The organism is Synechocystis sp. IPPAS B-1465 (genome assembly GCF_003015225.1).
GTDB lineage: Bacteria > Cyanobacteriota > Cyanobacteriia > Cyanobacteriales > Microcystaceae > Synechocystis.
On sequence record NZ_CP028094.1, the window covers coordinates 1,651,189 to 1,676,830 of the forward strand.

The 25,642-nt window shown below is 47.7% G+C and carries 25 protein-coding genes; 10 read left to right on the forward strand and 15 right to left on the reverse strand.

The features are described from left to right. Positions 1–25: 25 nt before the first annotated feature. Positions 26–925 carry a peptide chain release factor N(5)-glutamine methyltransferase gene (gene prmC, locus C7I86_RS07795; RefSeq protein ID WP_010872699.1) on the reverse strand — a complete coding sequence of 300 codons (900 nt, stop codon included), beginning with the start codon at positions 923–925 and terminating at the stop codon, positions 26–28. Between the two features lie 177 nt (positions 926–1,102). Here prmC and C7I86_RS07800 point away from each other — a divergent pair, with 177 nt between their 5' ends. Beyond that, positions 1,103–2,293 carry an ATP-binding protein gene (locus C7I86_RS07800; RefSeq protein ID WP_020861770.1) on the forward strand — a complete coding sequence of 397 codons (1,191 nt, stop codon included), beginning with the start codon at positions 1,103–1,105 and terminating at the stop codon, positions 2,291–2,293. Between the two features lie 278 nt (positions 2,294–2,571). Continuing rightward, positions 2,572–2,769 (forward strand): hypothetical protein, encoded by a 198-nt coding sequence (locus C7I86_RS07805; RefSeq protein WP_010872701.1) that lies wholly within the window; start codon positions 2,572–2,574, stop codon positions 2,767–2,769. Between the two features lie 148 nt (positions 2,770–2,917). Here C7I86_RS07805 and patD read toward each other — a convergent pair whose 3' ends face one another. After that, positions 2,918–3,337, reverse strand: coding sequence for a heterocyst frequency control protein PatD (patD, locus tag C7I86_RS07810; protein WP_231848060.1), 420 nt, complete (start codon positions 3,335–3,337; stop codon positions 2,918–2,920). Positions 3,338–3,671: 334 nt separating this feature from the next. On the opposite strand from patD, the gene C7I86_RS07815 reads away from it, so the two are divergent. Further along, the gene (locus C7I86_RS07815) at positions 3,672–5,954 is read left to right on the forward strand and encodes a bifunctional (p)ppGpp synthetase/guanosine-3',5'-bis(diphosphate) 3'-pyrophosphohydrolase (RefSeq protein ID WP_010872703.1); all 2,283 of its coding nucleotides are present in this window, start codon (positions 3,672–3,674) and stop codon (positions 5,952–5,954) included. A gap of 185 nt (positions 5,955–6,139) precedes the next feature. On the opposite strand, the gene ahcY is transcribed toward C7I86_RS07815, so the two are convergent. Next, positions 6,140–7,417 carry an adenosylhomocysteinase gene (gene ahcY / locus C7I86_RS07820; protein WP_010872704.1) on the reverse strand — a complete coding sequence of 426 codons (1,278 nt, stop codon included), beginning with the start codon at positions 7,415–7,417 and terminating at the stop codon, positions 6,140–6,142. 280 nt (positions 7,418–7,697) lie between these two features. Between ahcY and vap15 the strand changes: the two genes are divergently transcribed. Both vap15 and C7I86_RS07830 read left to right on the forward strand, forming a co-directional pair. Then, positions 7,698–7,916: a type II toxin-antitoxin system VapB15 family antitoxin gene (gene vap15 / locus C7I86_RS07825; protein WP_010872705.1), complete on the forward strand. Its 219-nt coding sequence runs from the start codon at positions 7,698–7,700 to the stop codon at positions 7,914–7,916. Beyond that, a complete protein-coding gene (locus tag C7I86_RS07830; RefSeq protein ID WP_010872706.1) occupies positions 7,906–8,340 on the forward strand; it encodes a putative toxin-antitoxin system toxin component, PIN family in 435 nt (144 codons plus the stop codon). Before vap15 ends, C7I86_RS07830 begins: the two co-directional genes overlap by 11 nt. A gap of 27 nt (positions 8,341–8,367) precedes the next feature. On the opposite strand, the gene C7I86_RS07835 is transcribed toward C7I86_RS07830, so the two are convergent. From C7I86_RS07835 to C7I86_RS07850, 4 genes are all read right to left on the reverse strand, one after another. After that, complete coding sequence (locus C7I86_RS07835; RefSeq protein ID WP_010872707.1) at positions 8,368–9,252, reverse strand: transglutaminase family protein; 885 nt, start codon at positions 9,250–9,252, stop codon at positions 8,368–8,370. A 98-nt stretch (positions 9,253–9,350) separates the two neighbouring features. Next, positions 9,351–9,914, reverse strand: a complete 564-nt coding sequence (locus tag C7I86_RS07840; protein ID WP_010872708.1) for a Uma2 family endonuclease — start codon at positions 9,912–9,914, stop codon at positions 9,351–9,353. A 20-nt stretch (positions 9,915–9,934) separates the two neighbouring features. Further along, positions 9,935–11,131 (reverse strand): glycosyltransferase family 1 protein, encoded by a 1,197-nt coding sequence (locus C7I86_RS07845; protein WP_041425818.1) that lies wholly within the window; start codon positions 11,129–11,131, stop codon positions 9,935–9,937. Between the two features lie 51 nt (positions 11,132–11,182). After that, entirely contained in the window at positions 11,183–12,262 is a 1,080-nt protein-coding gene (locus C7I86_RS07850) for a hybrid sensor histidine kinase/response regulator (RefSeq protein WP_230401109.1), read from the reverse strand. Here C7I86_RS07850 and C7I86_RS19125 point away from each other — a divergent pair. After that, positions 12,236–12,379, forward strand: a complete 144-nt coding sequence (locus tag C7I86_RS19125) for a hypothetical protein (RefSeq protein WP_223211387.1) — start codon at positions 12,236–12,238, stop codon at positions 12,377–12,379. The two genes, C7I86_RS07850 and C7I86_RS19125, sit on opposite strands and share 27 nt — an antisense overlap. A 47-nt stretch (positions 12,380–12,426) precedes the next feature. On the opposite strand, the gene C7I86_RS07855 is transcribed toward C7I86_RS19125, so the two are convergent. Beyond that, positions 12,427–14,406, reverse strand: a complete 1,980-nt coding sequence (locus C7I86_RS07855; RefSeq protein WP_020861772.1) for a response regulator — start codon at positions 14,404–14,406, stop codon at positions 12,427–12,429. Between the two features lie 154 nt (positions 14,407–14,560). On the opposite strand from C7I86_RS07855, the gene atpD reads away from it, so the two are divergent. The 4 genes from atpD to C7I86_RS07875 all read left to right on the forward strand — a co-directional run bounded on the left by atpD (position 14,561) and on the right by C7I86_RS07875 (position 19,493). After that, the gene (gene atpD / locus C7I86_RS07860; RefSeq protein WP_010872712.1) at positions 14,561–16,012 is read left to right on the forward strand and encodes a F0F1 ATP synthase subunit beta; all 1,452 of its coding nucleotides are present in this window, start codon (positions 14,561–14,563) and stop codon (positions 16,010–16,012) included. Between the two features lie 147 nt (positions 16,013–16,159). Beyond that, entirely contained in the window at positions 16,160–16,570 is a 411-nt protein-coding gene (atpC, locus tag C7I86_RS07865; protein WP_010872713.1) for an ATP synthase F1 subunit epsilon, read from the forward strand. 159 nt (positions 16,571–16,729) lie between these two features. After that, complete coding sequence (locus C7I86_RS07870; protein ID WP_010872714.1) at positions 16,730–18,271, forward strand: pitrilysin family protein; 1,542 nt, start codon at positions 16,730–16,732, stop codon at positions 18,269–18,271. Positions 18,272–18,278: 7 nt separating this feature from the next. Then, positions 18,279–19,493, forward strand: a complete 1,215-nt coding sequence (locus C7I86_RS07875; protein ID WP_010872715.1) for a beta-ketoacyl-ACP synthase — start codon at positions 18,279–18,281, stop codon at positions 19,491–19,493. 206 nt (positions 19,494–19,699) lie between these two features. On the opposite strand, the gene C7I86_RS07880 is transcribed toward C7I86_RS07875, so the two are convergent. The 7 genes from C7I86_RS07880 to hoxF all read right to left on the reverse strand — a co-directional run bounded on the left by C7I86_RS07880 (position 19,700) and on the right by hoxF (position 25,596). Continuing rightward, the gene (locus C7I86_RS07880; protein ID WP_010872716.1) at positions 19,700–21,124 is read right to left on the reverse strand and encodes a Ni/Fe hydrogenase subunit alpha; all 1,425 of its coding nucleotides are present in this window, start codon (positions 21,122–21,124) and stop codon (positions 19,700–19,702) included. 89 nt (positions 21,125–21,213) lie between these two features. After that, the gene (locus C7I86_RS07885; RefSeq protein WP_010872717.1) at positions 21,214–21,663 is read right to left on the reverse strand and encodes a type II toxin-antitoxin system VapC family toxin; all 450 of its coding nucleotides are present in this window, start codon (positions 21,661–21,663) and stop codon (positions 21,214–21,216) included. Between the two features lie 9 nt (positions 21,664–21,672). Further along, positions 21,673–21,957, reverse strand: a complete 285-nt coding sequence (locus C7I86_RS07890) for a hypothetical protein (protein WP_223211368.1) — start codon at positions 21,955–21,957, stop codon at positions 21,673–21,675. A gap of 21 nt (positions 21,958–21,978) precedes the next feature. Then, entirely contained in the window at positions 21,979–22,527 is a 549-nt protein-coding gene (locus tag C7I86_RS07895; RefSeq protein ID WP_010872719.1) for an oxidoreductase, read from the reverse strand. A 45-nt stretch (positions 22,528–22,572) separates the two neighbouring features. Next, entirely contained in the window at positions 22,573–23,289 is a 717-nt protein-coding gene (hoxU, locus tag C7I86_RS07900) for a bidirectional hydrogenase complex protein HoxU (protein WP_010872720.1), read from the reverse strand. A 26-nt stretch (positions 23,290–23,315) separates the two neighbouring features. After that, positions 23,316–23,954 (reverse strand): Uma2 family endonuclease, encoded by a 639-nt coding sequence (locus tag C7I86_RS07905; protein WP_010872721.1) that lies wholly within the window; start codon positions 23,952–23,954, stop codon positions 23,316–23,318. A 40-nt stretch (positions 23,955–23,994) separates the two neighbouring features. After that, positions 23,995–25,596 carry a bidirectional NAD-reducing hydrogenase diaphorase subunit HoxF gene (hoxF, locus tag C7I86_RS07910; RefSeq protein WP_010872722.1) on the reverse strand — a complete coding sequence of 534 codons (1,602 nt, stop codon included), beginning with the start codon at positions 25,594–25,596 and terminating at the stop codon, positions 23,995–23,997. Between the last annotated feature and the right edge of the window lie 46 nt (positions 25,597–25,642).

Consider the following 25,642-nt stretch of genomic DNA (forward strand, 5'->3'; position numbering starts at 1 on the left):
TACAAAATCTCCCTAATTCAACAATTCAACTCAAGGTACGGGCGGAAACAAACCGCTCAATGCTTGCTAGGTCCCGGTGAATTTGAATATCTTGGTAGGCTCCACTAGCTCTCAAAAGTTCAGCAACCATGGGGGCCTGGCCGGTCATGATTTCCACCAACCAAAAACCTCCGGGCTTTAAATAAGTTGGCGATCGCCGAATGAGTTGCTCCACTGCTTGCAGGCCATCGGGGCCGCCATCTAGGGCTAAAAGGGGTTCGTGCTTAATCACTTCCGGTTGTAACTGGGCCAATTCCCGTTGGGGAATGTAAGGCGGATTAGACACCATGCCCTGGACCTGGCCCTTCAGATGCTCTAGGGGTTCCCACCAATAACCTTGATGAAATTGAATCCGATCGCCAAACTGATTCAACTGGGCATTTTCTCTGGCGATCGCCAAAGCAGAGCCGCTGCAATCCACGGCATGGACTAGGGCCTGGGGAAACGTGGCGGCTAAACCTAGGGCAATGGCTCCACTCCCCGTACCCAAATCCACCCAATGGTCAGCGCAGTTAGACGGAGATAAGGCAGAATGCTCATGTTGCACTATGTCGATTATTAACTCCGTTTCCGGCCGGGGAATTAGTACATCATCAGTGACTTTAATCACAAAATCACGCCACTGGGTTTGCCCCAACAGGTATTGCACTGGATATTTTTCCTCGACTCTTCTGCGCCAGCCCCGTTGAATATTTTCCCAAGTTTCTTGCAAAGCAATCTCTCGATGGGCAAAATCCTGCAACCGTAGGGTTAACCGGTCTAAATCCGTCCATCCCTGCAATAACCAGTTCAATTCCCCTGTTTCAATGCCATGGGCGATCGCCATTTGTCGGGCTGTGGCATACCAACGGGCAAATTCTTCACCGGAGACAAAGCCCTTATTCATTGTGTTTACGGGGGTTTACGGTTGATGGTGGCATACATGGCATGGGCAAACTTTGGCGCTTTTACTGCGGATGGGGATTAATTAATTCTTTTCGCTCTCCGAAAGGTGGAAGTAGAATACAGTGGAGTGTCCCCTGGAACGCCAAGCAAACGGTTATTCCTCCCCCGGTCCTGCGCCATGTCTGCTAGTCCCCGCCTCCACATTCTCCTCATTGAAGACAACCTGGCTGAAGCTCGCCTCCTGCAGGAAATTCTCAAAGGCTCCCCCAAGGAAAATTTTGCATTCAACCATGTGCAAAGGTTGGGGGATGCTTTAACGGTTTTGGCACAGGGGGAAAAGTTTGACATTATTTTGTTGGACTTAACCCTACCGGACAGCCAAGGTCTAAATTCCTTGCCGAAACTGCAAAGCCATCCTCAAAATTTACCCATCATTGTCCTCACCCATTACCAAGACGAAGAATTGGCCTTAGAAGCGGTCCGTCAAGGGGCCCAGGACTATTTGGTCAAGCGGGACGTGAGCTTGGATATTCTCCTACGTTCGCTCCATTATGCCATTCAACGCCATTGCCTCGCGCGGGAATTGGCGGCGGAAAACCAGATCCTGAGTGCCAGCATTAAACGCCAGGAAAGGGAATTGTCCGAGGCGAAGGCAGCCAATAAGCTCAAGTCAGAGTTTGTTTCCATGCTTTCCCATGATTTCCGCAATCCCCTCAATACCATTCTTTTGTCGGCGGGCTTGTTGGAAGAAAGTGGCGATCGCCTGAGTAAAGGGCAACAACATAATTATTTCAACATGATCCGCACCGCTATTAAGGATCTAGATGAATTATTGTCGGAGGTATTACTGCTGGGAAAAACGGAAAATGGCCAGCTCAGTTGTCAATTTGAATCCCTGGATTTACTTTACTTTTGCCAGGATTTAATGCGTTTGGTGAACAATGCCCAGCGCCAACCAAGGCCGATTCATTTCCACACCCAAGGCAATCTGCAACAGGGAGTTTGGGATGCCCATTTATTGCGCCACATTATTTGTAATCTCCTCAGCAATGCGATCAAGTATTCTCCTTCTCCCACCCCCATTTTGTTCGATGTAATTGCCGAAGGTAAAACCATGATCTTCCGGGTCACGGACCAGGGCATCGGCATTCCTCCCCAGGCCATGGCGGAATTATTTAATCCCTTTTTCCGAGCGGACAATGTGGAGGGGGTAACGGGTACTGGTTTAGGACTGGCGATCGTACAGCGTTGTGCCAATATCCATGGGGGAGAAGTGACAGTGGAAAGCAAGGAAGGGGAAGGGTCCTGTTTTGCTGTGCGTTTACCGATTCTGGAAATTGCCGACAATGGCGATCGGTTCAGCCCCTGAGAGTATGCTGGTCAAGCTCCAATCTGCCCCTACATCCCCCAACACTAGAGGCTTGTGAATACGCTCTAGGGAACGGGGAAAATTTTATCAATGGTGGCTGAATAAGATGGGACAAAGGATGGATAGGAGTGGACTAAGGTGGAGGAAATTCTATTTTTTTCCATGTTTAGAAGGGAAGTGGAAACGCTGAAACCCTTGATTTTACAGGTTTTTTGGGACTGACATGCCCTGGAGATTTCCCTATGCTGTAGTTATTGAAAGCAAAGGAACACCTCACCATGTTTGCCTCCACCAACTACACCTCCACCGCCATCCGCAACTACACCATCGCCGCCGTCACCGTTTTAACCTTGAGCATGGGTATGGGTGAATTGTTCAATAATCCTAACCGCATTGCTACCCAAAACACCATTGACAATTACAGTTCCTACATTGGCGCTGGTTTAGTTAGCTATGCCCAGTCTTCCCTGAAATAAACTAAGGTTGCTGGTCTTTTATCCCCATTACTCCATAGCCCGCTAAGGCTTGCAGTAGTAAGACCCATTGGTCAATCATCGCTAAAAGTAAAAGCAGAAAATATTTAGTTCAAAGAAGCAAAGTTGGCGCAAGGAAATCAGCAACAGCTTAATCAGCGCCGTCAACCCACTGTTGCATTGCCTTACTGAAATCCGCTAACTGCTGATAGTGCCCCAATAGACGCTGTTGATAATGGTGCTGTCGTTGAGGGGAGCGGGCCGATCGCCAGAAGATTAATTCCGTCGAGAGCAGGCGTAGGGTTCTTTGCAATTCCGTTTGTATGGATGACCATGGTTGCGGTCCTTGGCAAGGCCAGTCTTCCATTGTGACGCTAAGGAAATGATGCTGAATGAAATCCCCCAGTTCGTCAACCTGTTTGGCCACCGTCGCCCCCTCAGCCCCAGGATCGGCCATGGTGCACTGACATTGATCCAACAATTGCTGAAATTCCCTAAGGCGATCGGGTAAATCGAGTGGTAGCGTAGACGACATTGCTCCGATGAATTTGACGGGGGTTGGGCGAATCAAGGTTAAAATAATGTTAAGGCTTGCTGATTATTAACTCAAACTTGTCGACCCTGTGTGGTCCAACTCCCTGGGAAATCTCCTGGGGAGAGTATCGCTTTTACCTGTCCCTAGTAAAAGGAGCAAAAATCATTAATAACCATTAACATTAATTAACATTAATCCCAAAAACCTGCACCGATACAGAAATGTCTGCTACAAGATAAATACGGGATTTTGACAAGCTAATAGCTGATACTATTTTTCCCCCGTTAATTGGCAATTATCGGCTTTTTTGGTCGTTTTTTCTGTTTTATAACTAGTTAGTGCAAACTACCCTAACACCCTCCCCAAAACTATGAATGCCGTCGCCGCTCTGCCCACCCCCACCATTCACACCACCTGTGCCCAAGACATTCACGATATTGAATTGCCCCAGTGGTTAGAGGATTGTTTACAGCAGTGGCAGAGGGAGATAGAACAGGGCCAGGACGAAACAACGGCGCCCCATTGTCTAATTTGTCGAGCGTTCTGTTTTGCCTACGATCTCCATGCCCAACAGCGGCGGAAATCCGGGGAACCCTACATTGCCCATCCGGTGGCGGTGGCGGGGCTACTGCGGGATTTGGGGGGAGATGAGGCAATGATTGCGGCGGGTTTTTTGCATGATGTGGTGGAAGATACGGACATTAGCATTGAACAAATTGAAGCTTTGTTTGGGGAAGAAACGGCCAGTTTGGTGGAAGGGGTAACTAAACTCTCTAAATTTAATTTTTCTAGTACAACAGAGCATCAAGCAGAAAATTTCCGGCGTATGTTTTTGGCCATGGCCAAGGATATTCGGGTGATTGTGGTCAAGCTAGCCGATCGCCTGCACAATATGCGGACCTTAGATGCGTTAAGTCCAGAAAAACAACGGCGCATTGCTAGGGAAACCAAGGATATTTTTGCGCCTTTAGCCAACCGTTTGGGCATTTGGCGCTTTAAGTGGGAATTGGAAGATCTTTCCTTTAAGTATCTAGAACCCGATTCCTATCGCAAAATTCAGTCCCTGGTAGTAGAAAAAAGAGGTGATCGAGAATCCCGTCTGGAAACTGTCAAGGATATGTTGCGCTTCCGCCTGCGGGATGAGGGCATTGAACATTTTGAACTCCAAGGGCGCCCCAAACATCTCTACGGCATTTATTACAAAATGACCAGCCAGGATAAGGCCTTTGAAGAAATTTATGACATTGCCGCCCTACGCATCATCGTGGAAAGCAAGGGGGAATGTTACCGAGCTCTGTCGGTGGTTCATGACGTCTTTAAACCCATTCCAGGGCGCTTTAAGGATTACATCGGTTTGCCCAAACCCAACCGTTACCAATCCCTCCACACCACAGTTTTAGGACTAACTAGCCGACCCCTGGAAATCCAAATTCGCACCGAGGAAATGCACCATGTGGCGGAGTATGGTATTGCCGCCCATTGGAAATACAAGGAAAGTGGTGGCTCCGAAAATGCAACCCTCACCTCCACCGACGAAAAATTTACTTGGTTGCGGCAACTGCTGGACTGGCAGAGCGACCTCAAGGATGCCCAGGAATATGTGGAAAACCTTAAACAAAATCTCTTTGATGATGACGTTTACGTTTTCACCCCCAAGGGCGAGGTGATTTCCCTGGCCCGGGGGGCCACACCGGTGGATTTTGCTTACCGCATCCACACGGAAGTGGGCCACCATATGAAAGGGGCCCGGGTGAATGGCCAATGGTTGGGGGTGGATACCAGGCTGAAAAATGGCGACATTGTGGAAATTGTCACCCAAAAGAATTCCCACCCTAGTTTGGATTGGCTCAATTTTGTTGTTACCCCCAGTGCCCGCCACCGCATCCGTCAATGGTTTAAGCGTTCCCGCCGGGATGAGAATATTCTCCGGGGTCGAGAATTGTTAGAGAAAGAATTGGGCAAAACCGGTTTGGAAGCCCTGCTGAAATCAGAACCGATGCAAAAAACGGCAGAGCGATGTAACTACCAAAATGTGGAAGATTTGTTGGCTGGTTTGGGCTACGGCGAAATTACCTCCAATTCTGTGGTCAACCGTCTGCGGGAAAATAATGTCAACAACGTTAAAAATAGCCAGTCTAGCCAGGAAGTTACCCTAGCAAGTTCCCCCCAAGTCCATCCCCCTACTCCCCCTGCCACTGGCAAAGATAATTCGCCCATCGCCGGCATTGAGGGTTTGCTGTATCACATTGCTGGTTGTTGTCATCCGTTACCGGGGGAACCCATTATGGGGGTAGTGACCAGGGGAGCCCGGGGCATTTCCATCCATCGCCAGGGTTGCCATAACCTCGAACAAATGGACGGCGATCGCCTAATTCCGGTGCGCTGGAATCCCAACACCAATAATCACCAAACCTATCCGGTGGACATTGTCATTGAAGCCATTGACCGGGTAGGGGTGCTGAAGGATATTCTTTCTCGCCTCAGCGACAACCACATTAACGTCCGCAACGCCGATGTTAAAACCCATTTGGGACGACCCGCCATTATTAGTCTCAAAATTGATATTCACGACTATCAACAGCTATTGGGCATCATGGCCAAAATTAAAAATATGAGTGATGTGATGGACCTGCGTCGGGTAATTTCTGGTTAGTTTGGAGGCCCAGCCGATCACCATCCCCCACTAGAGGATATCCGCAAATCCTAACATTGGGGGATTGAAAACTTAGCCTGGGGAATTATGGGCATTGCGTCTATGGCCTGCCTAAAAATAAAAAAATCCCCCGAAATATGGGAGATTGAAGGGGTTTTAGGTAAAAAATGAATCCGTAAACGGTTTTAGGTACCGGAAGCCCAGGAATTGATGTATTCCACCTGTTCGGGGGTCAAGCTGTCAATGGCAATGCCCATGGCTTGGAGTTTCAAGCGGGCAATTTCTTGGTCCACTTCCACCGGAATGGAGTGCATGCCAGGTTCTAGTTGACCTTTATTTTTGACCAAATGCTCACAGGCTAGGGCCTGGTTGGCAAAGCTCATATCCATCACCGCACTGGGATGACCTTCGGCGGCGGCCAGGTTAACTAAACGACCTTCGCCAATCACAATAATGGACTTGCCATTGGGGAGAATGTATTGCTCGGTGAAGTTCCGAACTTCCTTAACTTCCTTGGCTTGTTCCTTGAGGGATTTGAGGTCAATTTCAATGTCGAAGTGACCGGAGTTACAAACAATCGCCCCATCTTTCATAACGGCAAAATGCTCAGGACGAATAACGTGTTTGTTGCCGGTGACGGTGATGAAGATGTCTCCCTGGTGGGCAGCTTCGGCCATGGGCATGACCCGGAAACCATCCATGGCGGCTTCAATCGCCGGTACGGGACTAATTTCGGTGACAATTACGTCAGCCCCCATGCCTTTGGCCCGCATGGCGACTCCTTTACCACACCAGCCATAGCCAGCCACCACAATGGTTTTACCGGCCAGGAGAATATTGGTGGCCCGGATGATACCGTCCAGGGTGGATTGGCCGGTGCCATAGCGGTTGTCATAAAAATGCTTGGTGTCCGCATCGTTAACGTTCATGGCGGGGAAGGTGAGTACCCCATCGTTGAACATGGCCCGCAGACGCACAATACCAGTGGTGGTTTCTTCGGTGGTGCCAATGATGTCACTGAGTTGGTGTTGCCGTTCCTGTACCAGGGTGGCTACCACGTCGCTACCGTCGTCAATGATGATGTTGGGGCGGTGATCCAGCGCAATCTGCACATGGCGGTGATAGGTTTCATTATCCTCCCCTTTGATGGCGTAAACGGGAATGCCGTAGTCGGCTACCAAACAGGCGGCCACGTCGTCTTGGGTGGACAGGGGGTTACTGGCAATGAGCAAAGAATCAGCGCCACCAGCATGCAAGGCGATCGCCAAGTTAGCGGTTTCGGTGGTAACGTGACAGCAGGCCACCAAGCGGATACCGGCGAAGGGTTTTTCCTGGGCAAAGCGTTCCCGGATTTGTTTTAACACGGGCATTTCCCGGGCCGCCCATTCGATGCGCTGACGACCTTGGGGAGCGAGGCTAATATCTTTAATATCGTATTTCTGTTTAACGGGCGTTGCTACCATACGGGGTAATTCCTAAGAACTTTGCTTGAATGTGATATAACTTAACATTTTATCGGTCTGGAATGGCGATCGCCCCTTTGTCCATTGACAGACGGTTAGCGCAGGTAGGCAAAGCTCTAATCTGATCCTAAATTTTCCTACCAAAGCTCTGGCAACCCTGCAGAACTTTAAACCTATCCCCCTAGGCTTGGGGCCAGGGGACTTTTCAAGCAACTCCTTGGGGCACTATTTGGAAATGTGATAATGGGAGTTATAATTCGCCTCTCGGAGAAAAGTTGAAATGCACTCATTGTCATCACTGGAATTTCCTGAGCTTAAAAGTGTTATTGCCCAATGTAATCTTGAAGAAAAACTTGAATTATTAGAACTTTTGGAAAAGGATACTTTTGGCACCAGATTTAACAAATTTTTAAATTCTGTCAAAACTGACGAATTAACCTTAGAAGACATTACACAAGAAGTTGAATCGGTCCGGCAAGCTAATTATCATGAACAATGAAGTTATCCGGGTTGTAATTGATACGAATATCTGGATCAGTTTTCTAATTGGAAAAACTCTTCAAGGTTTAAATCAAGCCATCATTGATAACCAAGTGGTCATTTTATTCAGTGACACTTTGTTTACTGAGCTGATGGAAGTATTACACCATCCTAAATTCAAAAAGTACTTTTCCGGAACAGCCATCCAAAATTTAATCGCACTGTTAAACGAAAAAGTTGAATTGGTTGAAGTGAATCTTCATTTTGACAGTTATCGAGACAAAAAAGATAATTTCTTGCTGGATTTGGCAGTCTCAGGCAATGCAAATTATTTGGTGACGGGAGATAGTGACCTATTGACATTAAACCCATTTGACAATGTAGAAATTATCTCCTATCAACATTTTCAAGCTATTATTTTAGCCATGATGGATAATCAGTAATTATTAATCGATGGATTAATATTTAAATTAAATATCATTCACAGCGGTGATTTTTACCTCCGTTTCTAGTTCCGATTGCACCGTCAAACCTGTTTCCAGGAAAGTTTTCACCGGTGCCACTTCTCCCCCCACCGGACTGCAATAGGCGGGAATGGCACTGGCCACCAACGCAATATGGCGATCGCCAACCGCCAAACCATGGGTAGGGTCATAGCCCCGCCAACCAGCTCCAGGCAAGTACACTTCCGCCCAGGCATGGAGTTCCCATTGACTAATCTCCGGATCTCCCACTTCGTAACCACTGACAAACCGGGCGGCTAAACCCATGGCGCGACAGACTTCCATAAATAGCACTGTTAGATCTCGACAGGAGCCTTCTCGACTGCGCCAAGTCACCCCCGCTTCCCAGGGCTCCCCGATAGCCCGCACTGTATAGGTACAATGTTCGTAGAGTTTTTGGGTCAAATTTTGTAAAAAGGCGATCGGTTGTCGCTGGCAATCATGGGCAATGTCCTGGGCTAGTTCCACGGCCACCGGATCAAGACGACCTTCGTAGGGCACCAAGTAACCCCTCAATTGTTGAGCCAGGGATTGGGGATAGTCAAATGGTAGTTTTAATGCCCACGGTTCTAGCAAAAAGTTGAAGGGATTTTCCATGGTGGTTTGCACAAAGGATTCCACGGCGATCGCCAGCTTTTCTGTGGGGTCAGTGAACCATACTTTTTGTTCGCCATTGCCATCGAGGGTGGTGATTTCCGCTAAACCGGCAGGGAGGGGATCAATGGTTAGATTATAGGTCAGCAGATTTTGCCAACCATTACTGCGGGGTCGCAATCGTAAACGGTGAGGACGTAAATAAACGGGCTGATTAAAGCGATATTCAGTGTGATGTTCAATGCGATAGGTTGCCATAAAATCAGAAAATCTAGAGTTGATTATTGGAGGATATGCCGACAAAAATTTTAAGAATTCTTAAATACTTTCAGGCTGTTTAGACTATGACGATGATTTTATTCTGAGAGCCAATCAAAAACTAAGCCAAAATTAATTTGTAGACTGGAAGCAAAGGTTGGCACGGGTAAAATTTGCTCCGCTTGGTCAAAAATATTCGGCTGTTTTCCTGAAATATAGGTAAAAATAATTTGCTCAGCAGGATCAATTAACCAACCCATTTCGCTACCATGGTTTAAACAGTGGAGAATATTTCTAATTACCCTAGTTTGGCTTTGATCTGGAGAAAGAATTTCAATGGCCCAGTTAGGTGCAAGGGGAAAAAAGTTGGCAATTTTACCGTCATCATCCCTGGGAATATTGGACCAAGCAAAAACAGACAAATCCGGCACAATGGAGCGACCACCAAAAGTACAGCGCAATTCGGGAAACGCCCTAGCAATTTTTCGGTTTTTCAGGGATGAATTGATGACTGCAACCAATTCTCCTTGAATGACACTATGTTTTCCTTGGGGCATAGGTTTTTGAATAACTTGTCCTTCAACATATTCCTGTGCCGGTTTAGTTTCTGGCAAATCAAGAAAATCTTTTAAGCTAATCGATGGGGGTGCAATTTGCAGCATATTAATTCTGTAGTCATGGGTTAAGCAATTAAAGACTGATAAACTTCTAGGGTTTTACGGGCAGTGTTTTCCCAGGAAAAATCCTTAGACCTAGTTAAACTTTTTTGCCTTAAGTGATCCCGCCAATCCGTATCACTAACAATTTTTTCCAATGCTAACGCTAGAGCCTGGGTATCTTGGGGATCTACTAATACACCACTGTCTCCCATCACTTCTGGCAAAGATCCAGCCCCAGCAGTAATTATCGGTAAACCAAAGTTCATTGCCTCCACCACTGGCAAGCCAAAACCTTCATAAAAAGAAGGATAAACAAAAGCTGTCGCCCGTTGGTAAAATTCCCCTAGCCACTGGTTGGGCACATAGGCCAAACGATGAATCTGATCTTGATAGGCAGAATTGGCGATCGCCGTGAGAATGGGTTCATATTTCCAGCCCAATTGACCGATGAGCACTAACTGGTGGTGGGCCTTAGTGACTTGTTTGAATAAATTAAAGGCTTCGATCAAGCCAACCACATTTTTTCGGGGTTCCAGAGTGCTGACAAAAAGAAAATAGGGCACTGCAAAATTGTAGGGAATGGTGGCTAACAATGACTCATTTATGAATTTATTTTTTGGAGAACTTGGCTCTGTGGATAACTGTGAACCCCGGTAACGACTAGCTTGGGGAGTAACAAAAATTCGTTCTAGGGGAAACTGGTAATATTCGTTAATTTCCCGTTTTGTACTCTCTGCAAAGGTTAAAATTCCCTGGGCAAAGGGCAAACAACGCAAAATTCTTTGGTGGTAACGTTGCACAATGGGCGGAACGAATTCGGGAAATTTGAGAAAAGTTAGATCGTGAATTGTTAATAAATTGATGGCTTTTTGGCTAGGAAAAATATAATGGTCAATGCCATGGATAAGATCCGGTTTGTCTAGACGCTTCTCCAATAAATTCAAAATGGGATTGGGAAAATTAACTAGGCGATCGCTCAGGGTAACTGGCAACGGCAAACAAGTACAATCGGTGAATTCGGCCAGATGATGTTTTTTTTGCCAATTTCCTTGGCACCAATCTTTTAAGCCAGGTTGATAATAAATTTGTAGAGAAAATTGCCCTTGAAATTGTTGGCTATGTTGTAGTTCATTAAGGGCTCGCAGCAGACTGAGATTATAAAAACCGATACCACTCAATTGGCCCCGTATTGCTGTAGCATCCACACAAACTTTTAGCATCACCAATTAATTTTGCTCACTGTTGATCAATACTTAGCAAATGTCAAAATTTTAAGCACAATCTTTTTCCAGGGGGAGGGTAAAGTAAATCTCTGCCCCCCTACTAACCGCAGTATTGAGACCAATTTGGCCACCGTGGGCCTCGACAATGAGCTTGCAAACGTATAGTCCTAAGCCCAGCCCAAGGGGATTGTTCTCCCGATCGCCGCGCTGATAACGTTCAAAAACTCGGTCAGCGATGGCCAGATCCACACCCACCCCATTATCTTTGACCCGACAGGTTAGGGTTTGGTCTATGGCGGTAACCGTAATGGTAATGCTCAACGGTTGGGGCCGGGGTAAAGGATTGTATTTCAGGCTATTGGCCAATAAATTTTCCAGCACCCGCCAAATAAAGTTGGCATCTCCCATGATTGCGGGTAAATTTTCCCCCAGATTTAAATTAAGAGTTACTTCCTGCTCCCCCAACCCCAACGACCATTCCTCCGCAAAATCCCTCACTAGGGTGCCCAGATCAAGGCGTCGCAACACTAAGGGAACCCCCTGTTGTTCCCAATGCTGGCTTTCCACCAGGGAATTGATCAAGGCTAATTGACGTTCACAACTGCGGGCCATCTGCTCTAGGGTTTGGCGGGGCAGGGAAAGTTCCGTTTGATCTGGATCGGCCCGTTTAAGGCAGTTATTGAGCACCATAGATAACCCCAACACAGGATTACGGAGATCGTGGGACACCACCCGTAGGGAAACCTCCAGGGATTGTTCCGCCCGCTTCCGTTCTTGGATTTCTGCTCGTAGTTGATGTTTTTGTTGTTGTAGTAGCAGTTGGTGTTCAATGCGGGCCAGCACTTCTTCCATTTGAAATGGCTTAGTGATGTAATCCGCTCCCCCCAGGTTAAAGGCTTTGACTTTATCAAGCACATTATCCAGGGCACTGATAAAGATAATTGGAATTTCTTGGGTGTGGGGATTGGACTTTAGCCGGGCACACATTTCATAGCCGTTCATGGTGGGCATGTTAACGTCTAGCAAAATCAAGTCCGGCGGGGACTGCTCAATACTTTTGAGGGCAAAATTAGCATTCAATGCTTTACGGATTCGGTAACCATGGGCGGACAAAAGGTTGGCCAGCAAACGTACATTGTCCGGGGTGTCATCGACGATAAAAAGGGTTTTACAGTCCGGGCCCATGGCGATCGCCTGCGGGAATTGGTGGAGGGGGAAGAAAAGTTGAGTAAAAGTAGAAGTTGAACTGAATTTTCAACACCTGTTAGTACAGTTGGGAGCAATTAATTGGGTTACCCCGCTAGGGTCACCGCCCCAAAACTGGATTCAACCACTAGGAAAATCTGCTCAAAACGATATTCCCTGGCCCAGGTGGCCAATAGATGAGCTAAGGATGGGGACAAGGTCGGCAGGGACTCAACCAAGGTAATCAGGTCATCGTCATTGCATTCTAAAGCCATTTTTGCCATCTTTTGTCGCCAGGACTGGGGAGTTTTAGCCAATTGTTCTGATAGGGACGGAGCCGTTATCACAGGAAATGGCCGGAGAGGGGAAGCCGGTGGTTGCCCCTGGGAAGGTAAAGCCACGGCCAGGTGTTTAGCCAGAAGGGCAATCAATTCTTCGGGGCGGAAGGGCTTACTTAAAAAGTCGTCACAGCCGGCGCTAAGAATTTCGGCCCGTTCCCCTTCAAAAGCACTGGCGGTGAGGGCAATAATGATCGTATGTTGACCTTGGGGGCTGGCTTTAATTTTTTGAGTAGTGCTCCGACCATCCAGCACTGGCATTTGCATATCCATCAAAATTACCTGGGGATGCCAACTTTCCCACAGGGCGATCGCCATTTCTCCGTTTTCCGCTTCTTGGACAACAAAGCCCAGACTAGTGAGTAATTGGCGCAGTAGTAACCGACTTTCCGGGCGATCGTCCACCACAAGAACTTTTTGATTGTACTGATCTAACGGCGGCAGGGTAACCGCTGAAGTTTCCGGGGTTGGCTTGGGGGCCGCCATCACCTGCACTGGAATGGCAAAAAAGAAAGCACTACCTTGATCGACCTTGCTCCTGACTTGAATTTGTCCCCCCATCAACTGAACAAATTTTTGGCTAATGGGCAGCCCTAAACCATTCCCCTGACAAGACTTAAGCCCCGTTTCTGTCTGGGCAAAGGGTACAAACAGTTCATCCATTTCATGGGCAGCAATGCCCGGCCCCGTATCCGACACTAAAAAATGAAGCCAGATGGATGCTCCTTGACCTTCATCAGTCTGGGGAGCGGTCAGGCATTTAACCTTGAGGGTGACACCGCCCTGGGCAGTAAACTTAATGGCATTGGCCAACAAATTAATCAACACCTGCCGCAATTTGCCCCCGTCAGTCTTAATCCATTCGGGCACCTCCGGCGATCGCTCCACTTTAAGGAGGAGTTGTTTTTCCTGAGCCCTTAGTTGGAAAAGAGCCTGGAGATTATCCAACAAACGATGGCAATCAATGATTTTTTCATTGAGGGTGGTGCGCCCTGCCTCAATTTTGGACATTTCCAAAATGTCGTTAATTAGCTCTAATAAGTGCTCACCGCTCCGGTTGATGATATCTAAGGTGGGACGGTGGGGAGCCAAACTGGGATCCCGATGCAACAGTTGACTAAAGCCAATAATGGCGTTGAGGGGAGTGCGTAATTCATGGCTAATACTGGCCAAAAATTCCGTTTTAGCCCGATTGGCCGCATCCGCCGCTTCCTTAGCTTGGGTCAGGGTTGTCTCTGCTTGGTGCCGGGCCTGGGCGATCGCCAAAAATTGTCCCACCAGTTTGGCCAAGTTCAACTCCTCCGGGTTCCAACCATAGTTGTCGTGGAGATGAACCATGCTGATGTAGCCCAACACCTGGGCATCCTTAACCATGGGCACCACTAGGATGGATTTCACCAGGTCAAATTGCAGGGAGACCTTATCCATCTCAGCTTCCGGCGGCATTTGCTCCACATCCCTCACCAAAACGCCTTCACTATCCTGCAAATTGGCCCAGAGCCAAGGATAGGTGGCCACCGGTACTCCTTGAAAAGTTGATAACCGGGGGGCAATACCCACAGCACACCATTCTTCCGCCATGTGTAAACAGTCCTTGGCTGGGTCATGGTAAATCACATGGACCCGCTGACAGCCAAACAACAGCCCCAGTTGCTCTATGGCAAAACGCACCGCTGTGGCCCAGTCCTTTTCCAGCAAAGTTCTCGCAATTGCCCGCAGACAATCTTCCCGTTCCAACTTTTGCTCCAAAACCTCCCCCCGGCGATCGCCTATCCTCCTAGGATTTGACCCATCTCACCAGTTGGGGACAGCCCCAAAGTGATACCCTTAAAGATGGCAAATTTGACCAAAACTCAACAGTAATCCTGTAGTCTAACTATAAACAAATTCCTAGACAATCAGCATGGTAGCCGTAAAAGAAGCAACTAACGTTGGCAAAATTACCCAGGTCATCGGGCCTGTAATTGACGCCCAGTTCCCCAGTGGTAAATTGCCCCGTATTTATAATGCCCTTAAAGTCCAAGGCAGAAACTCTGCTGGTAACGAAGTAGCTGTTACCTGTGAAGTGCAGCAGCTTCTCGGCGATAACCAAGTCCGAGCCGTAGCCATGAGTTCCACCGACGGTCTCGTCCGGGGCATGGACGTGGTAGACACCGGGGCCCCCATCAGCGTTCCCGTCGGCACCGGCACCCTGGGTCGTATTTTTAACGTTCTTGGTGAGCCTGTTGACAACAAAGGCCCCGTGCCCGCTGGTGAAACTTTCCCCATTCACCGTCCCGCTCCCAAATTGGTGGATTTGGAAACCAAGCCCCAAGTATTTGAAACCGGCATTAAGGTAATTGACCTGCTTACTCCCTACCGTCAGGGTGGCAAAATCGGTCTCTTCGGTGGTGCTGGTGTGGGCAAAACCGTAATCATGATGGAATTGATTAACAACATCGCCATCCAACATGGTGGTGTATCTGTATTTGGTGGCGTAGGGGAACGGACCCGGGAAGGGAATGACCTCTACAACGAAATGATCGAATCCAACGTAATCAACGCCGACAAACCGGAAGAGTCCAAAATTGCTCTGGTGTACGGTCAGATGAACGAACCCCCCGGGGCTCGGATGCGGGTAGGCTTAACCGCTTTGACCATGGCGGAATATTTCCGGGATGTGAACAAACAGGACGTATTGCTCTTCATCGACAACATTTTCCGCTTCGTCCAAGCTGGTTCGGAAGTATCGGCTCTGTTGGGCCGGATGCCCTCTGCGGTAGGTTACCAGCCCACTTTAGGTACGGACGTTGGTGATTTGCAAGAGCGTATCACCTCCACCAAGGAAGGTTCCATTACCTCCATTCAGGCTGTGTATGTACCGGCGGACGACTTGACTGACCCCGCCCCCGCCACCACCTTTGCCCACTTGGACGGTACCACCGTGCTTTCCCGTGGTTTGGCCGCTAAAGGTATTTACCCCGCCGTGGACCCCTTGGATTCCACCAGCACCATGCTTCAGCCCTCCATCGTTGGGTCAGAGCATTACGACACCGCTCGGGAAGTGCAATCCACCCTGCAACGCTACAAAGAATTGCAAGATATTATTGCCATTCTTGGCTTGGATGAATTGTCTGAGGAAGACCGTTTGACCGTAGACCGGGCTCGGAAAATTGAGCGTTTCCTTTCCCAACCCTTCTTCGTCGCCGAAGTATTTACCGGTGCCCCCGGCAAGTACGTTTCCCTGGCTGACACCATCAAAGGTTTCAAAGCGATTTTGGCTGGTGAATTGGATGATTTACCGGAGCAAGCTTTCTACCTGGTGGGAGACATTGAAGAAGCTAAGGCCAAAGGTGCCAAGCTCAAAGAGGGTTAAGTTAATAACCTGGGGTCTAGGTTAGGAAATAGTTAGGGGGAATAGCAGTGGTTTTCTAGGATGACCATTGCCTGTTATCCCCCTTCTTCCTGGCCGGCGATCGCCAGTTGTTTGTATAGAAACGCTATCAAAGGGAAATTCCTAAAAATGACGTTAACAGTACGGGTAATCACACCGGATAAGGTAGTTTGGGATGAGGAAGTGCAGGAACTCATTCTCCCCAGCACCACCGGTCAACTGGGTATCCTCAGTAACCATGCTCCCCTGCTCACCGCTTTGGAAATTGGCGTGATGCGGGTGCGCCCAGGTAAAGACTGGCAGAATATTGCCGTCATGGGGGGTTTTGCCGAGGTAGAAAATAATGAAGTTAAGGTATTGGTCAACGGCGCTGAATTAGGCACCACCATTGATGCTGAATCGGCCCGCCAAGCCTACACCGCAGCCCAGGGGGCTTTGGAAGAGGCCAACCGGGGGGAAGATAAACCCAACCAACTGAAAGCTTCTAACAATTACAAAAAAGCTCGGGCTCGCCTGCAAGCGGCCGGTGGAGCCGTCTAGTCGGGACGGTTGTCGTTGGTCAGCACCATGGCCCAACCCAGCTTGGTTAACCAAAGTCTTCCCGGTGTTAAGCACTGTTAGCATTGGGGAGGCTTTTGCCTTGGCACTAGTAACCGTTTTTGCTTCCGCCCCAGTCCCAGTGGCCCATGGGGACTAGGAATGTCCGATCGCCTTGTTTGCCCTATGAAAAAACCTTGGAAAACTTCCCCAACAGTGGCTCCTAACGCTAAGCCCTGGCAACGATTCGTCCTGGTGGCCACCTTGGTGATGGCGATCGCCGTTTTTAGCAATGTTTATTTAACTCCAGCCATTGCCAGGGATCTGGAGAACCAACCCAAAACCCATGATCAGTTGACGTTTCCCCCCCTGCCGGAGATTAACCTGCCGGAATACGAACGTTACACTCTGCCCAACGGTTTGGTGGTTTATCTAATGCCTGACCGGAGACTGCCCCTGGTGTCGGGATCGGTGGTGATGCGGGCAGGATCCCGTTGGGAACCGGCGGATCAGGTGGGGCTAGCCCAGTTGACGGGCACCACCATGCGTTTGGGGGGAACAGAACAAAACTCCCCAGCCCAACTGAATAATTTATTGGAGCAAAAGGCCGCTGCCATTGAAACTAGCATTGGCACCTCTTCCGGTTCTGCTAGTTTTTCCTCCTTGAGCAAGGACTTTGACCTAGTCTTTGACCTATTTGCCCAAGTTCTCCAAACCCCAGCCTTTGATGAAGCCCAGATTGCCCTGGCTAAAAACCAACTTCGAGGAGCCATTGCCCGGCGTAACGATGACCCTGGAGATATTGCCAGCCGGGAATTTAGTAAAATGCTTTACGGCCCCACCAGCCCCTATGCCCGCACGGTGGAGTACCAAACCTTAGCCAATATCGACCGCCAGGCCATTATTGATTTTCATCGGCGCTACGTCCGTCCAGACCAGATGATTTTAGGCATTGTGGGGGACTTTGACAGCGAAACCATCAAACAAACCATTGCGGAAAGGTTTGGTAATTGGCAAGGGTCGGGGACTGTTCCCCAGTTGACTCCCCCCAGCGCTAGCCAAGTTAACGACAGTGAAGTTTTTTTAGTTAATTTGCCCCACGTTACCCAAAGCAATGTTCTTTTGGGACAAATTGGCGGCATGGTGGACAGCCCGGATTACGCTGCCCTGTCGGTGATGAATGGGGTACTGGGGGGTTTTGCAGGCCGGTTGTTTAACAATATTCGCTCCACCCAGGGCTTGGCCTATAGCGTTTCCGGTAGTTGGCAGGCTGCCTATGATTATCCCGGTTACTTTCTGGCTGGGGGTCCTACCCGCACGGAAACCACGGTGCAATTTCTCCAATCCCTGTTACAGGAGTTTGAAAAGTTACGCATCACTGAAGTAACCGCTGAGGAATTGGCCTATGCCAAAGATTCAATTTTAAATTCCTTTGTTTTTAATTTTGAAAGGCCGGGGCAAACCCTTTCCCGTTTGATGACCTACGAGTATTACGGTTATCCAGAGGATTTTATTTTCACTTACCAACAGGCGGTGATGGACACCACAGTGGAGGATGTGCAACGGGTAGCGGCTAAGTATCTCCAGCCCGAACAGATGATTGCGGTGATTGTGGGGCAAGGCGATCGCCTAAAGGATGAATTGGAAGCCCTAGACCGGCGGGTGCAAATGTTGGAAATTGCCATTCCCGAAGCTAGTAGTTAATTGGGCCATGGACCGCCAGGGGAAACAAAAAACGGCTCCAATAGAGGCTCTGGCTATGGGAGTGGTGGTCACTGGGCTAGCCCTGGACACTGCCTTGGGAGATCAATTACAAACTTGGACAAAGTTGTTACAGGGAAAAACGGCCATCAAGCCCAAGCAACCTTTTATAAACTTGCCATCGTTCCCCTTGGCATTACAGGGAAATTATCCTCGTTCCCTGGGACAATTGGTTCCGCCCTTGGTGCAGGCCGCCATTGATGATGCCCAACTTGATCCCGCTGAACAACCCTGGGGAGTGGCGATCGGTTCTAGTCGGGCTAACCAATGCCATTGGGAAGATTGGGTTGGGCGCAACATTAAGCCTCCGGTGGCCCCCAACTTTAAGCTTGTGGATTGGTGGCAGACTTTACCTGATCAGGCCGCCCGTTTAGCTGCCCAACTTCTACCGGAAGTAACGGTGATGCAATGCCCCATGGCCGCCTGTGCCACTGGGTTATGGGCGATCGCCCAGGGAGTGGAGTTAATTAGAACAGGCCATTGCCAACGGGTGTTGGCCGGGGCAGTGGAAGCCCCCATTACACCGCTCACATTGGCTGGTTTTAGCAAAATGGCCACGCTAGCACCGGATGGATGTTATCCCTTCGATCGCCAGCGCCAGGGTTTAGTGTTGGGGGAAGGGGGAGCTTTGTTAGTATTGGAAACCCGGGAATTAGCCCAGAAGAGAAAAGCCAGAATTTACGGTGAAATTTTGGGTTGGGGTTTTAGTTGTGATGCACTCCATCGTAGTACTCCTGCCTTTGATAACCACAGTGCCCAGCAAGCCGTGAAGCATTGCCTCACCCGCAGTGGTTTAACCCCAGAGCAAATTGACTTGATTCATCCCCACGGCACTGGCACTCTTTTCAACGATCAACGGGAGGCCGCTTTAATCCAAACTCTTTTTCCTCAAAATCCTCTCATTACTTCCAGCAAAGGGGCCACTGGCCATACCCTGGGCGCTTCCGGGGCGATCGCCGTAGCTTTGACTTTATTAAGCCTTCATCAGCAAAAATTGCCCCCCTGTGTTGGTTTGAAAGAACCTGAATTTCCCCTCAACTTTGTCCGCATTGAATCAGTTCAGCCAGCAACTAGCCCTTTAAACTATGGTCTCTGCCTCAGTTTTGGCTTTGGCGGCCAGAATGGGGCGATCGCCGTGGGACACGCACCACTACCAACAAAATGAACCGGACGTCAAGTCTCGTTGACAAAAATTAACATTATGTTTACTATAAAAAACATAAGGCTATGGAAACCCGACAGAATTCCTTTGCATGAACTATTAAGGGCACGGGTTCTAGGGGTTTCGGTACCTTCCATTGACATTGAGTTCTCCTAGATATGCCCTCGGTGATGCCGGGGTATTTTTTTGACCGTCTGAATGTTTTTTGTTTAATCCCGCTGGATGGACTTAATTAGTTCCCCCTGAGGGTTAACTAAATCGATCATCAATGGCATTTGTCCCGCTGCATGGGTAGAACAACTAAGGCAGGGATCATAACAACGAATACCCGCTTCCACCCGGTTTAAAAACCCTTCTTGCACATCATGATTGCGAATGTAGTGTTTGGCAATTTGGGCCACGGTTTTATTCATGGCTAAGTTATTGTTGCCCGTGGCAATGATCAAATTCACTTTCTTAATTAGACCATCTTCATCTATCTTGTAATGGTGGAATAAAGTACCCCGGGGTGCTTCGCTCACTCCCACCGCTTCGGTACAATTAATTTCTGCCTTAGCTCGACAATTTTTGGACAAAATATCAGGGTCAGCCATTAACAATTCGATGGCTTCTAAACAGGCAAGAATTTCCACCAAGCGGGCGTAATGATAAAAGAAAGAGGACGTGGCCACACCTCCAGCCCGTTGCCGATATTCTTCTAATTCTTGGTCTGCTTCCGGGGTGCCAATGTGATGACAAACATTAAGGCGGGCAAGGGGACCAACCCGATAAATGCCATCGGGATAACCCAGAGATTTGTAGTAGGGAAATTTTAAATAGGACCATTTTTCCACCGATTCACCAATAAAATCAGCGTAATTATCTTCACTGAGATTGTCCGCGACAATATTGCCTTCACTGTCGGTAAACCGCAGGGAGCCGCCATAATGTTCCCATTCATTATTTTTCCCAACTAAGCCCATAAATAGGGAGGGAAATTTGCCAAATTCTGCCACTTCTGTTTGGAAGCGGTCCAACATATTTTTAAACAAATTTAAGGCTAAATAAACGGTTTCTTTTGCTTCTGGTAAACGGTCCACAATCCATTGTCTGCCTTCTTCCGACAACGGCGATCGGACTCCACCGGGCACTGACCAAGCAGAGTGGATTTTTTTAGCTCCCAAAAGTTCAATTACCGTTTGGCCAAATTGCCGTAACCGAATACCTGCCCTAGCTAAATCGGGGTCAGCAGCAATTAAACCAAACACATTGCGAGTAGCGGGATCACTGTCCCAACCAAGCAGAAAATCAGGACTGCTGAGATGGAAAAAACTTAGGGCGTGGGATTGGGTAATTTGCCCTAAATTCATTAAACGGCGCAGTTTTTCCCCGGCTGGAGGGATTTGCACCGCCAGTAACTTATCCCCGGTTTTAGCCGCACAGAGCAGATGGCTAACCGGACAAATGCCGCAAATACGGGCGGTAATACCAGCCATTTCCCACATGGGACGACCTTCGCAAAATTTTTCAAAACCCCGATACTCCACCACATGGAAACGAACATCATCTACGTTGCCCTGGTCGTTGAGGAAAATGGAGATTTTGGCATGGCCTTCAATCCGGGTAACGGGATCGATAACAATGGTTTTAGACATGGGATTGATTATTGTTGATTTAGATATTTTTTGAGCAGTAAATATAGAAAGCCGGATCTTGTAATAAATATTCAGGAATTTAAATCAATCTAACTACTGTTAGCAATAACTAATTTTATTCTAGGGAAATTTTGTTGTACGGAATTGAACAGTTTTTTGTCACAGGTATAAAAATCTATCTGCATTTTTTCTGCTAAAGCTAAATAATGGACATCATAGGCGGCTGACAATTGAAACTTTTCGGCGATCGCCAAAGCATCCTGGTGTAGTTCTGAGTTTGAATAAAGTTCAATGCCGAGATTAAAACTTTCTGTAAGAGCAATTTGGGCTTGAGTGTAGTTAATCTGATTGGTCTTGTTTAAACGCCACAAAACATTAGTCACCTCATAGTTGATTAGATCAGGAGCAACAATTTTAGTATTTGCGTTACACCATTTATTCCACATCTCAAGATAGATAGTTTCTTCATAATACCCAACAAGAAGTCGGACAATAAAATTTGAGTCAATACAAATTGTGAAAGAAGTTTGGTTGGTCATACCTAAAAATCATTTTCCAAAACAGGCTTGTAGAACATCTTGGGTTCTTTCCTCACGCATTTCTTCGATGATTTCATCTATAGAAAGATCAAAAGGTTTTCCCTGACGAGAAGCATAAATTTCTTGGCGATTGGTTTCAATTTTCCCCAAAACCTCCTGCCAGTTGCTATTTTTTTCTGCCAAATGAGTTTCCAATAACTTTTGCTCCTCTGGGGAAAGACTTTGAATTATTTGAACCAAGGATTCTACTAATTGGGTATTCATTATTAAATCTCCTGAATAGCTATTTTGCAAACTGTTTAGAAAACTTGAATTTTAACCAAATTTGATCATTGCTCGCCCTTCCATGAGGGGATGTTCCCCATTTAATAATGGTTCTAGCGTTGCTCGAATACGGTGGGCATCGGGAGGACAACCGGGCATAAAAATATCCACCGGAATAACCTCATGTAGGGGAATAACCTTGTCTAATAGAGGCGGCACAATACCAGGTTCATCGGGCAGTTGAGGCGTCCCATCTCCCAGTTCAATATAGGCTCGGCGCAGAACCGGATCGCTACCTTTGAGCATATTACGCATACCGGGGACATTGGCGGTTACAGCACAGTCCCCAAAGGAAATTACTACCTTCGTTTTCTGTCTCAACTCCAAAGCTAACTCTAAATTTTCTTCGTTGGCGATCGCCCCTTCCACTAGGCAAACATCCACATTGTCCGGGTATTCCTTGAGATCAGAACCAACGGGACTGAAAACCACATCAACTTTTTGAGCGAGATCAATGAGCCATTCGTCCATATCAAGGAAGGACATATGACAGCCGGAACAACCAGCGAGCCAAACGGTAGCAAAACGAATTTTAGCCATGATTAAAAGTTTAGAAATGATGTTAAAAGTTCTTAAAAGTTCAACCTACCTGACCCATTCCTTTTCTTTACGGGCAGTGGCTAAAAACTCCACCTTACGGCGATCGCCAATTTTTTCAGCAGTAGTTTCTCCTTTATGGAAGATAGAACCCGTGGGACAGGCATCCACACATTTGCCACAGGAAGTACAGGCATCAACGGTTCCCCAGGGCTGATTTAAACCAGAAACAATTTTGCATTCTGCGCCCCGGTAAGCCACATCCCAAACGTGGGCTCCCTCAATTTCATCGCAAACTCGCACACAACGGGTACAGAGAATACAACGGTTATGATCAATGCCAAACATGGGATGGGATAAATCCACTTCTCGCTTGGGAAATTGATATTTAAATCGGCTGTGATCCATACCCACCGTAATGGCCATATCTTGCAATTCACAGTTGCCGTTAGCCACACAAATGGCACAGACATGATTGCCTTCGGAAAAAAGTAATTCCACTGTCATACGTCGGTAATTTTGCAATTTTTCTGTGTTGGTGTGGACTACCATTTCTTCGCTCACAGCGGTAACGCAGGCGGGCATCAATTTATTCGTGCCTTCCACTTCCACCATGCACAAACGACAGGCTGCCGCTTCTGAAATCCCTTCTAAATGGCAAAGGGTGGGAATGGGAACCCCTGCTTCTTTAGCCGCTTGCAAAATACTTGCGCCTTCTTCAATGGCGATCGCCTTATCATCAATGGTTAAAGTAACAACAGACATTGGCCAAAAACTCCTTTGAAAATGAATTAACTAAATTGTTGAAGTAGCCAACGCATGACTTCTCCATGATTCGTTTGGCGTGTTTTTTGCAACGCCTCTTCCAAAACAGCTAAATTTAATCCAGGTAAAACTAAAGATTCTCGAATTTGGTAGCTCCCTTGGTTTTCCATTTTAAACCCCATGATTTTAGTGGCCTTCACATCCACAATCCAATATTCTTTAACGCCTAACTCTTCATAAAGTAGCCGTTTTTTTCCTTGATCATCAGCTAAGGAAGTATTGGCAATTTCGATAACTAAATCTGGGGGAGGATAATCATTTAAATTGACAATACCTGTTCCAGAGGGGATAGCCATAGCATTATCCCCCACATGGCAAGAAATATCAGGTTGTACCTCCCAATGACCGGGTTTACGATAACTACAGGTATCATTTCCGTTGAGCGGAATTTTCTTAAAAATTGCATACAGACTAATAGCGTTACTAATTAGGTAATGGTCTCTTGAATGATCGTTACCAACGGGAGACATTTCAATTCTCAACTGGTTTTGATAGTAGTAGAACTTTGCTTTGTCATAATCGGGATTTTCAGTGGCTTGGATAAATTCTTCCCAGGTGGCCTCAGTCCAAGTGTCACTTTTGATGGGAGCAGTTAAAACATTCATGGTGTTTCAGAAAAGTTAACTGAGTGGATAAATTACCGAACTAGACTTTGAGTAATTCTTCATATTCATGACGAAAATAGCGCAGGGTACTTATTACCGGATTAGGCGCACTCATCCCCAATCCACAAAGGCTAGTTTCCTTAACCATATGGCAAAGATTTTCTAGTTTGATCAAGTCTTCTTGGGTAGCTTCCCCTTCTAAAAAGCGGGTTAAAAGGTCATAAAGTTGCACTGTGCCCGCTCGGCAGGGAATACATTTGCCACAGGATTCCGATTTGCAAAAATCCATATAAAACTGGGCCACGTCCACCATATTGGTGCTTTCATCCATGACAATCATGCCCCCGGAACCCATCATGGTGCCCAGGGCTAATAGGGTGTCATATTCGATGGGAGTATCCAATTTATCGGCGGGGATACAGCCTCCGGAAGGGCCCCCAGTTTGCACTGCTTTGACTTGGCCACCATTGGGTACACCGCCCCCCATTTCCTCCACCACTTGTCGCACGGTGGTTCCCATGGGCACTTCAATCAGACCAGCGTTTTCCACTTTTCCTGTGAGGGCAAAAACCTTGGTGCCTTTACTTTTTTCCGTACCAATGGAGCCATACCAATCTCCCCCTTCCCGAATGATGGGTACAACGTTGGCGTAGGTTTCCACATTGTTAATCAGGGTGGGACTTTGCCACAAACCCGATTGGGCTGGATAGGGTGGTCTTGGTCGGGGCGTTCCCCGTTTTCCTTCCACTGAGGCAATTAATGCTGTTTCTTCACCGCAGACAAAGGCACCGGCTCCTACTCGTATATCAATCTTGAAATCAATGGGAGAGTCAAAAATTTGGGTGCCCATCAGGCCATAACGTTTAGCCTGTTGGATCGCTTTTTGCAGTCGTTGGATAGCTAGGGGGTATTCCGCCCGCACATAAATGTAACCATGGTTAGCCCCCACTGCATAGGCGGCGATCGCCATACCTTCGAGGATGCGATGGGGATCACTTTCCAACACACTGCGGTCCATGAAAGCACCGGGATCGCCTTCGTCAGCATTGCAGATGACATATTTTTGCTGGCCGGGCATTTTGGCCACTGTGGCCCATTTCAAGCCGGTGGGATAACCGCCCCCACCCCGACCCCGCAGACCACTTTTGTTCATTTCCACGATCACTTCCTCTGGGGTCATTTCATAGACAACCTTATGAAGCTGTTCGTAGCCCCCTAGGGCGATGTATTCATCAATGGATTCGGGATCAATCCGGCCTGAATTTTCCAAAGCAATATTCCTTTGCAGGGCGTAGAAGGGATGGTGGGGATCACCACTGATTAAGCCTGTTTCTGCAACTGCATCGGGTTTCTGCAATTTTTTGACAATATCCCCCACCTGGTCTGGGGTAACAAATTCGTAGAGTTGATTCCGGTCATCCACCGCCACTAGGGGGCCCCGGCCACAAAACTTCATACAGCCTACCCCACAGACTTCCACTTTTTCTTCCAATCCTGCTGCGGCGATCGCCGTGGTGAGATTTTTTTTCACCGTCTCCCCTTCAGAAGAAAGACAACCGGCAGCACTACAACAACGAATGCGAATTTTTGTTTGTTTCTCACGGCTTTTGGTGGCAATTTCCTTTAATTCTTTAATGTCCATGGGGTTTAAGCTCAATAACAACAAATCAAAAAATCAACTAGAAAAG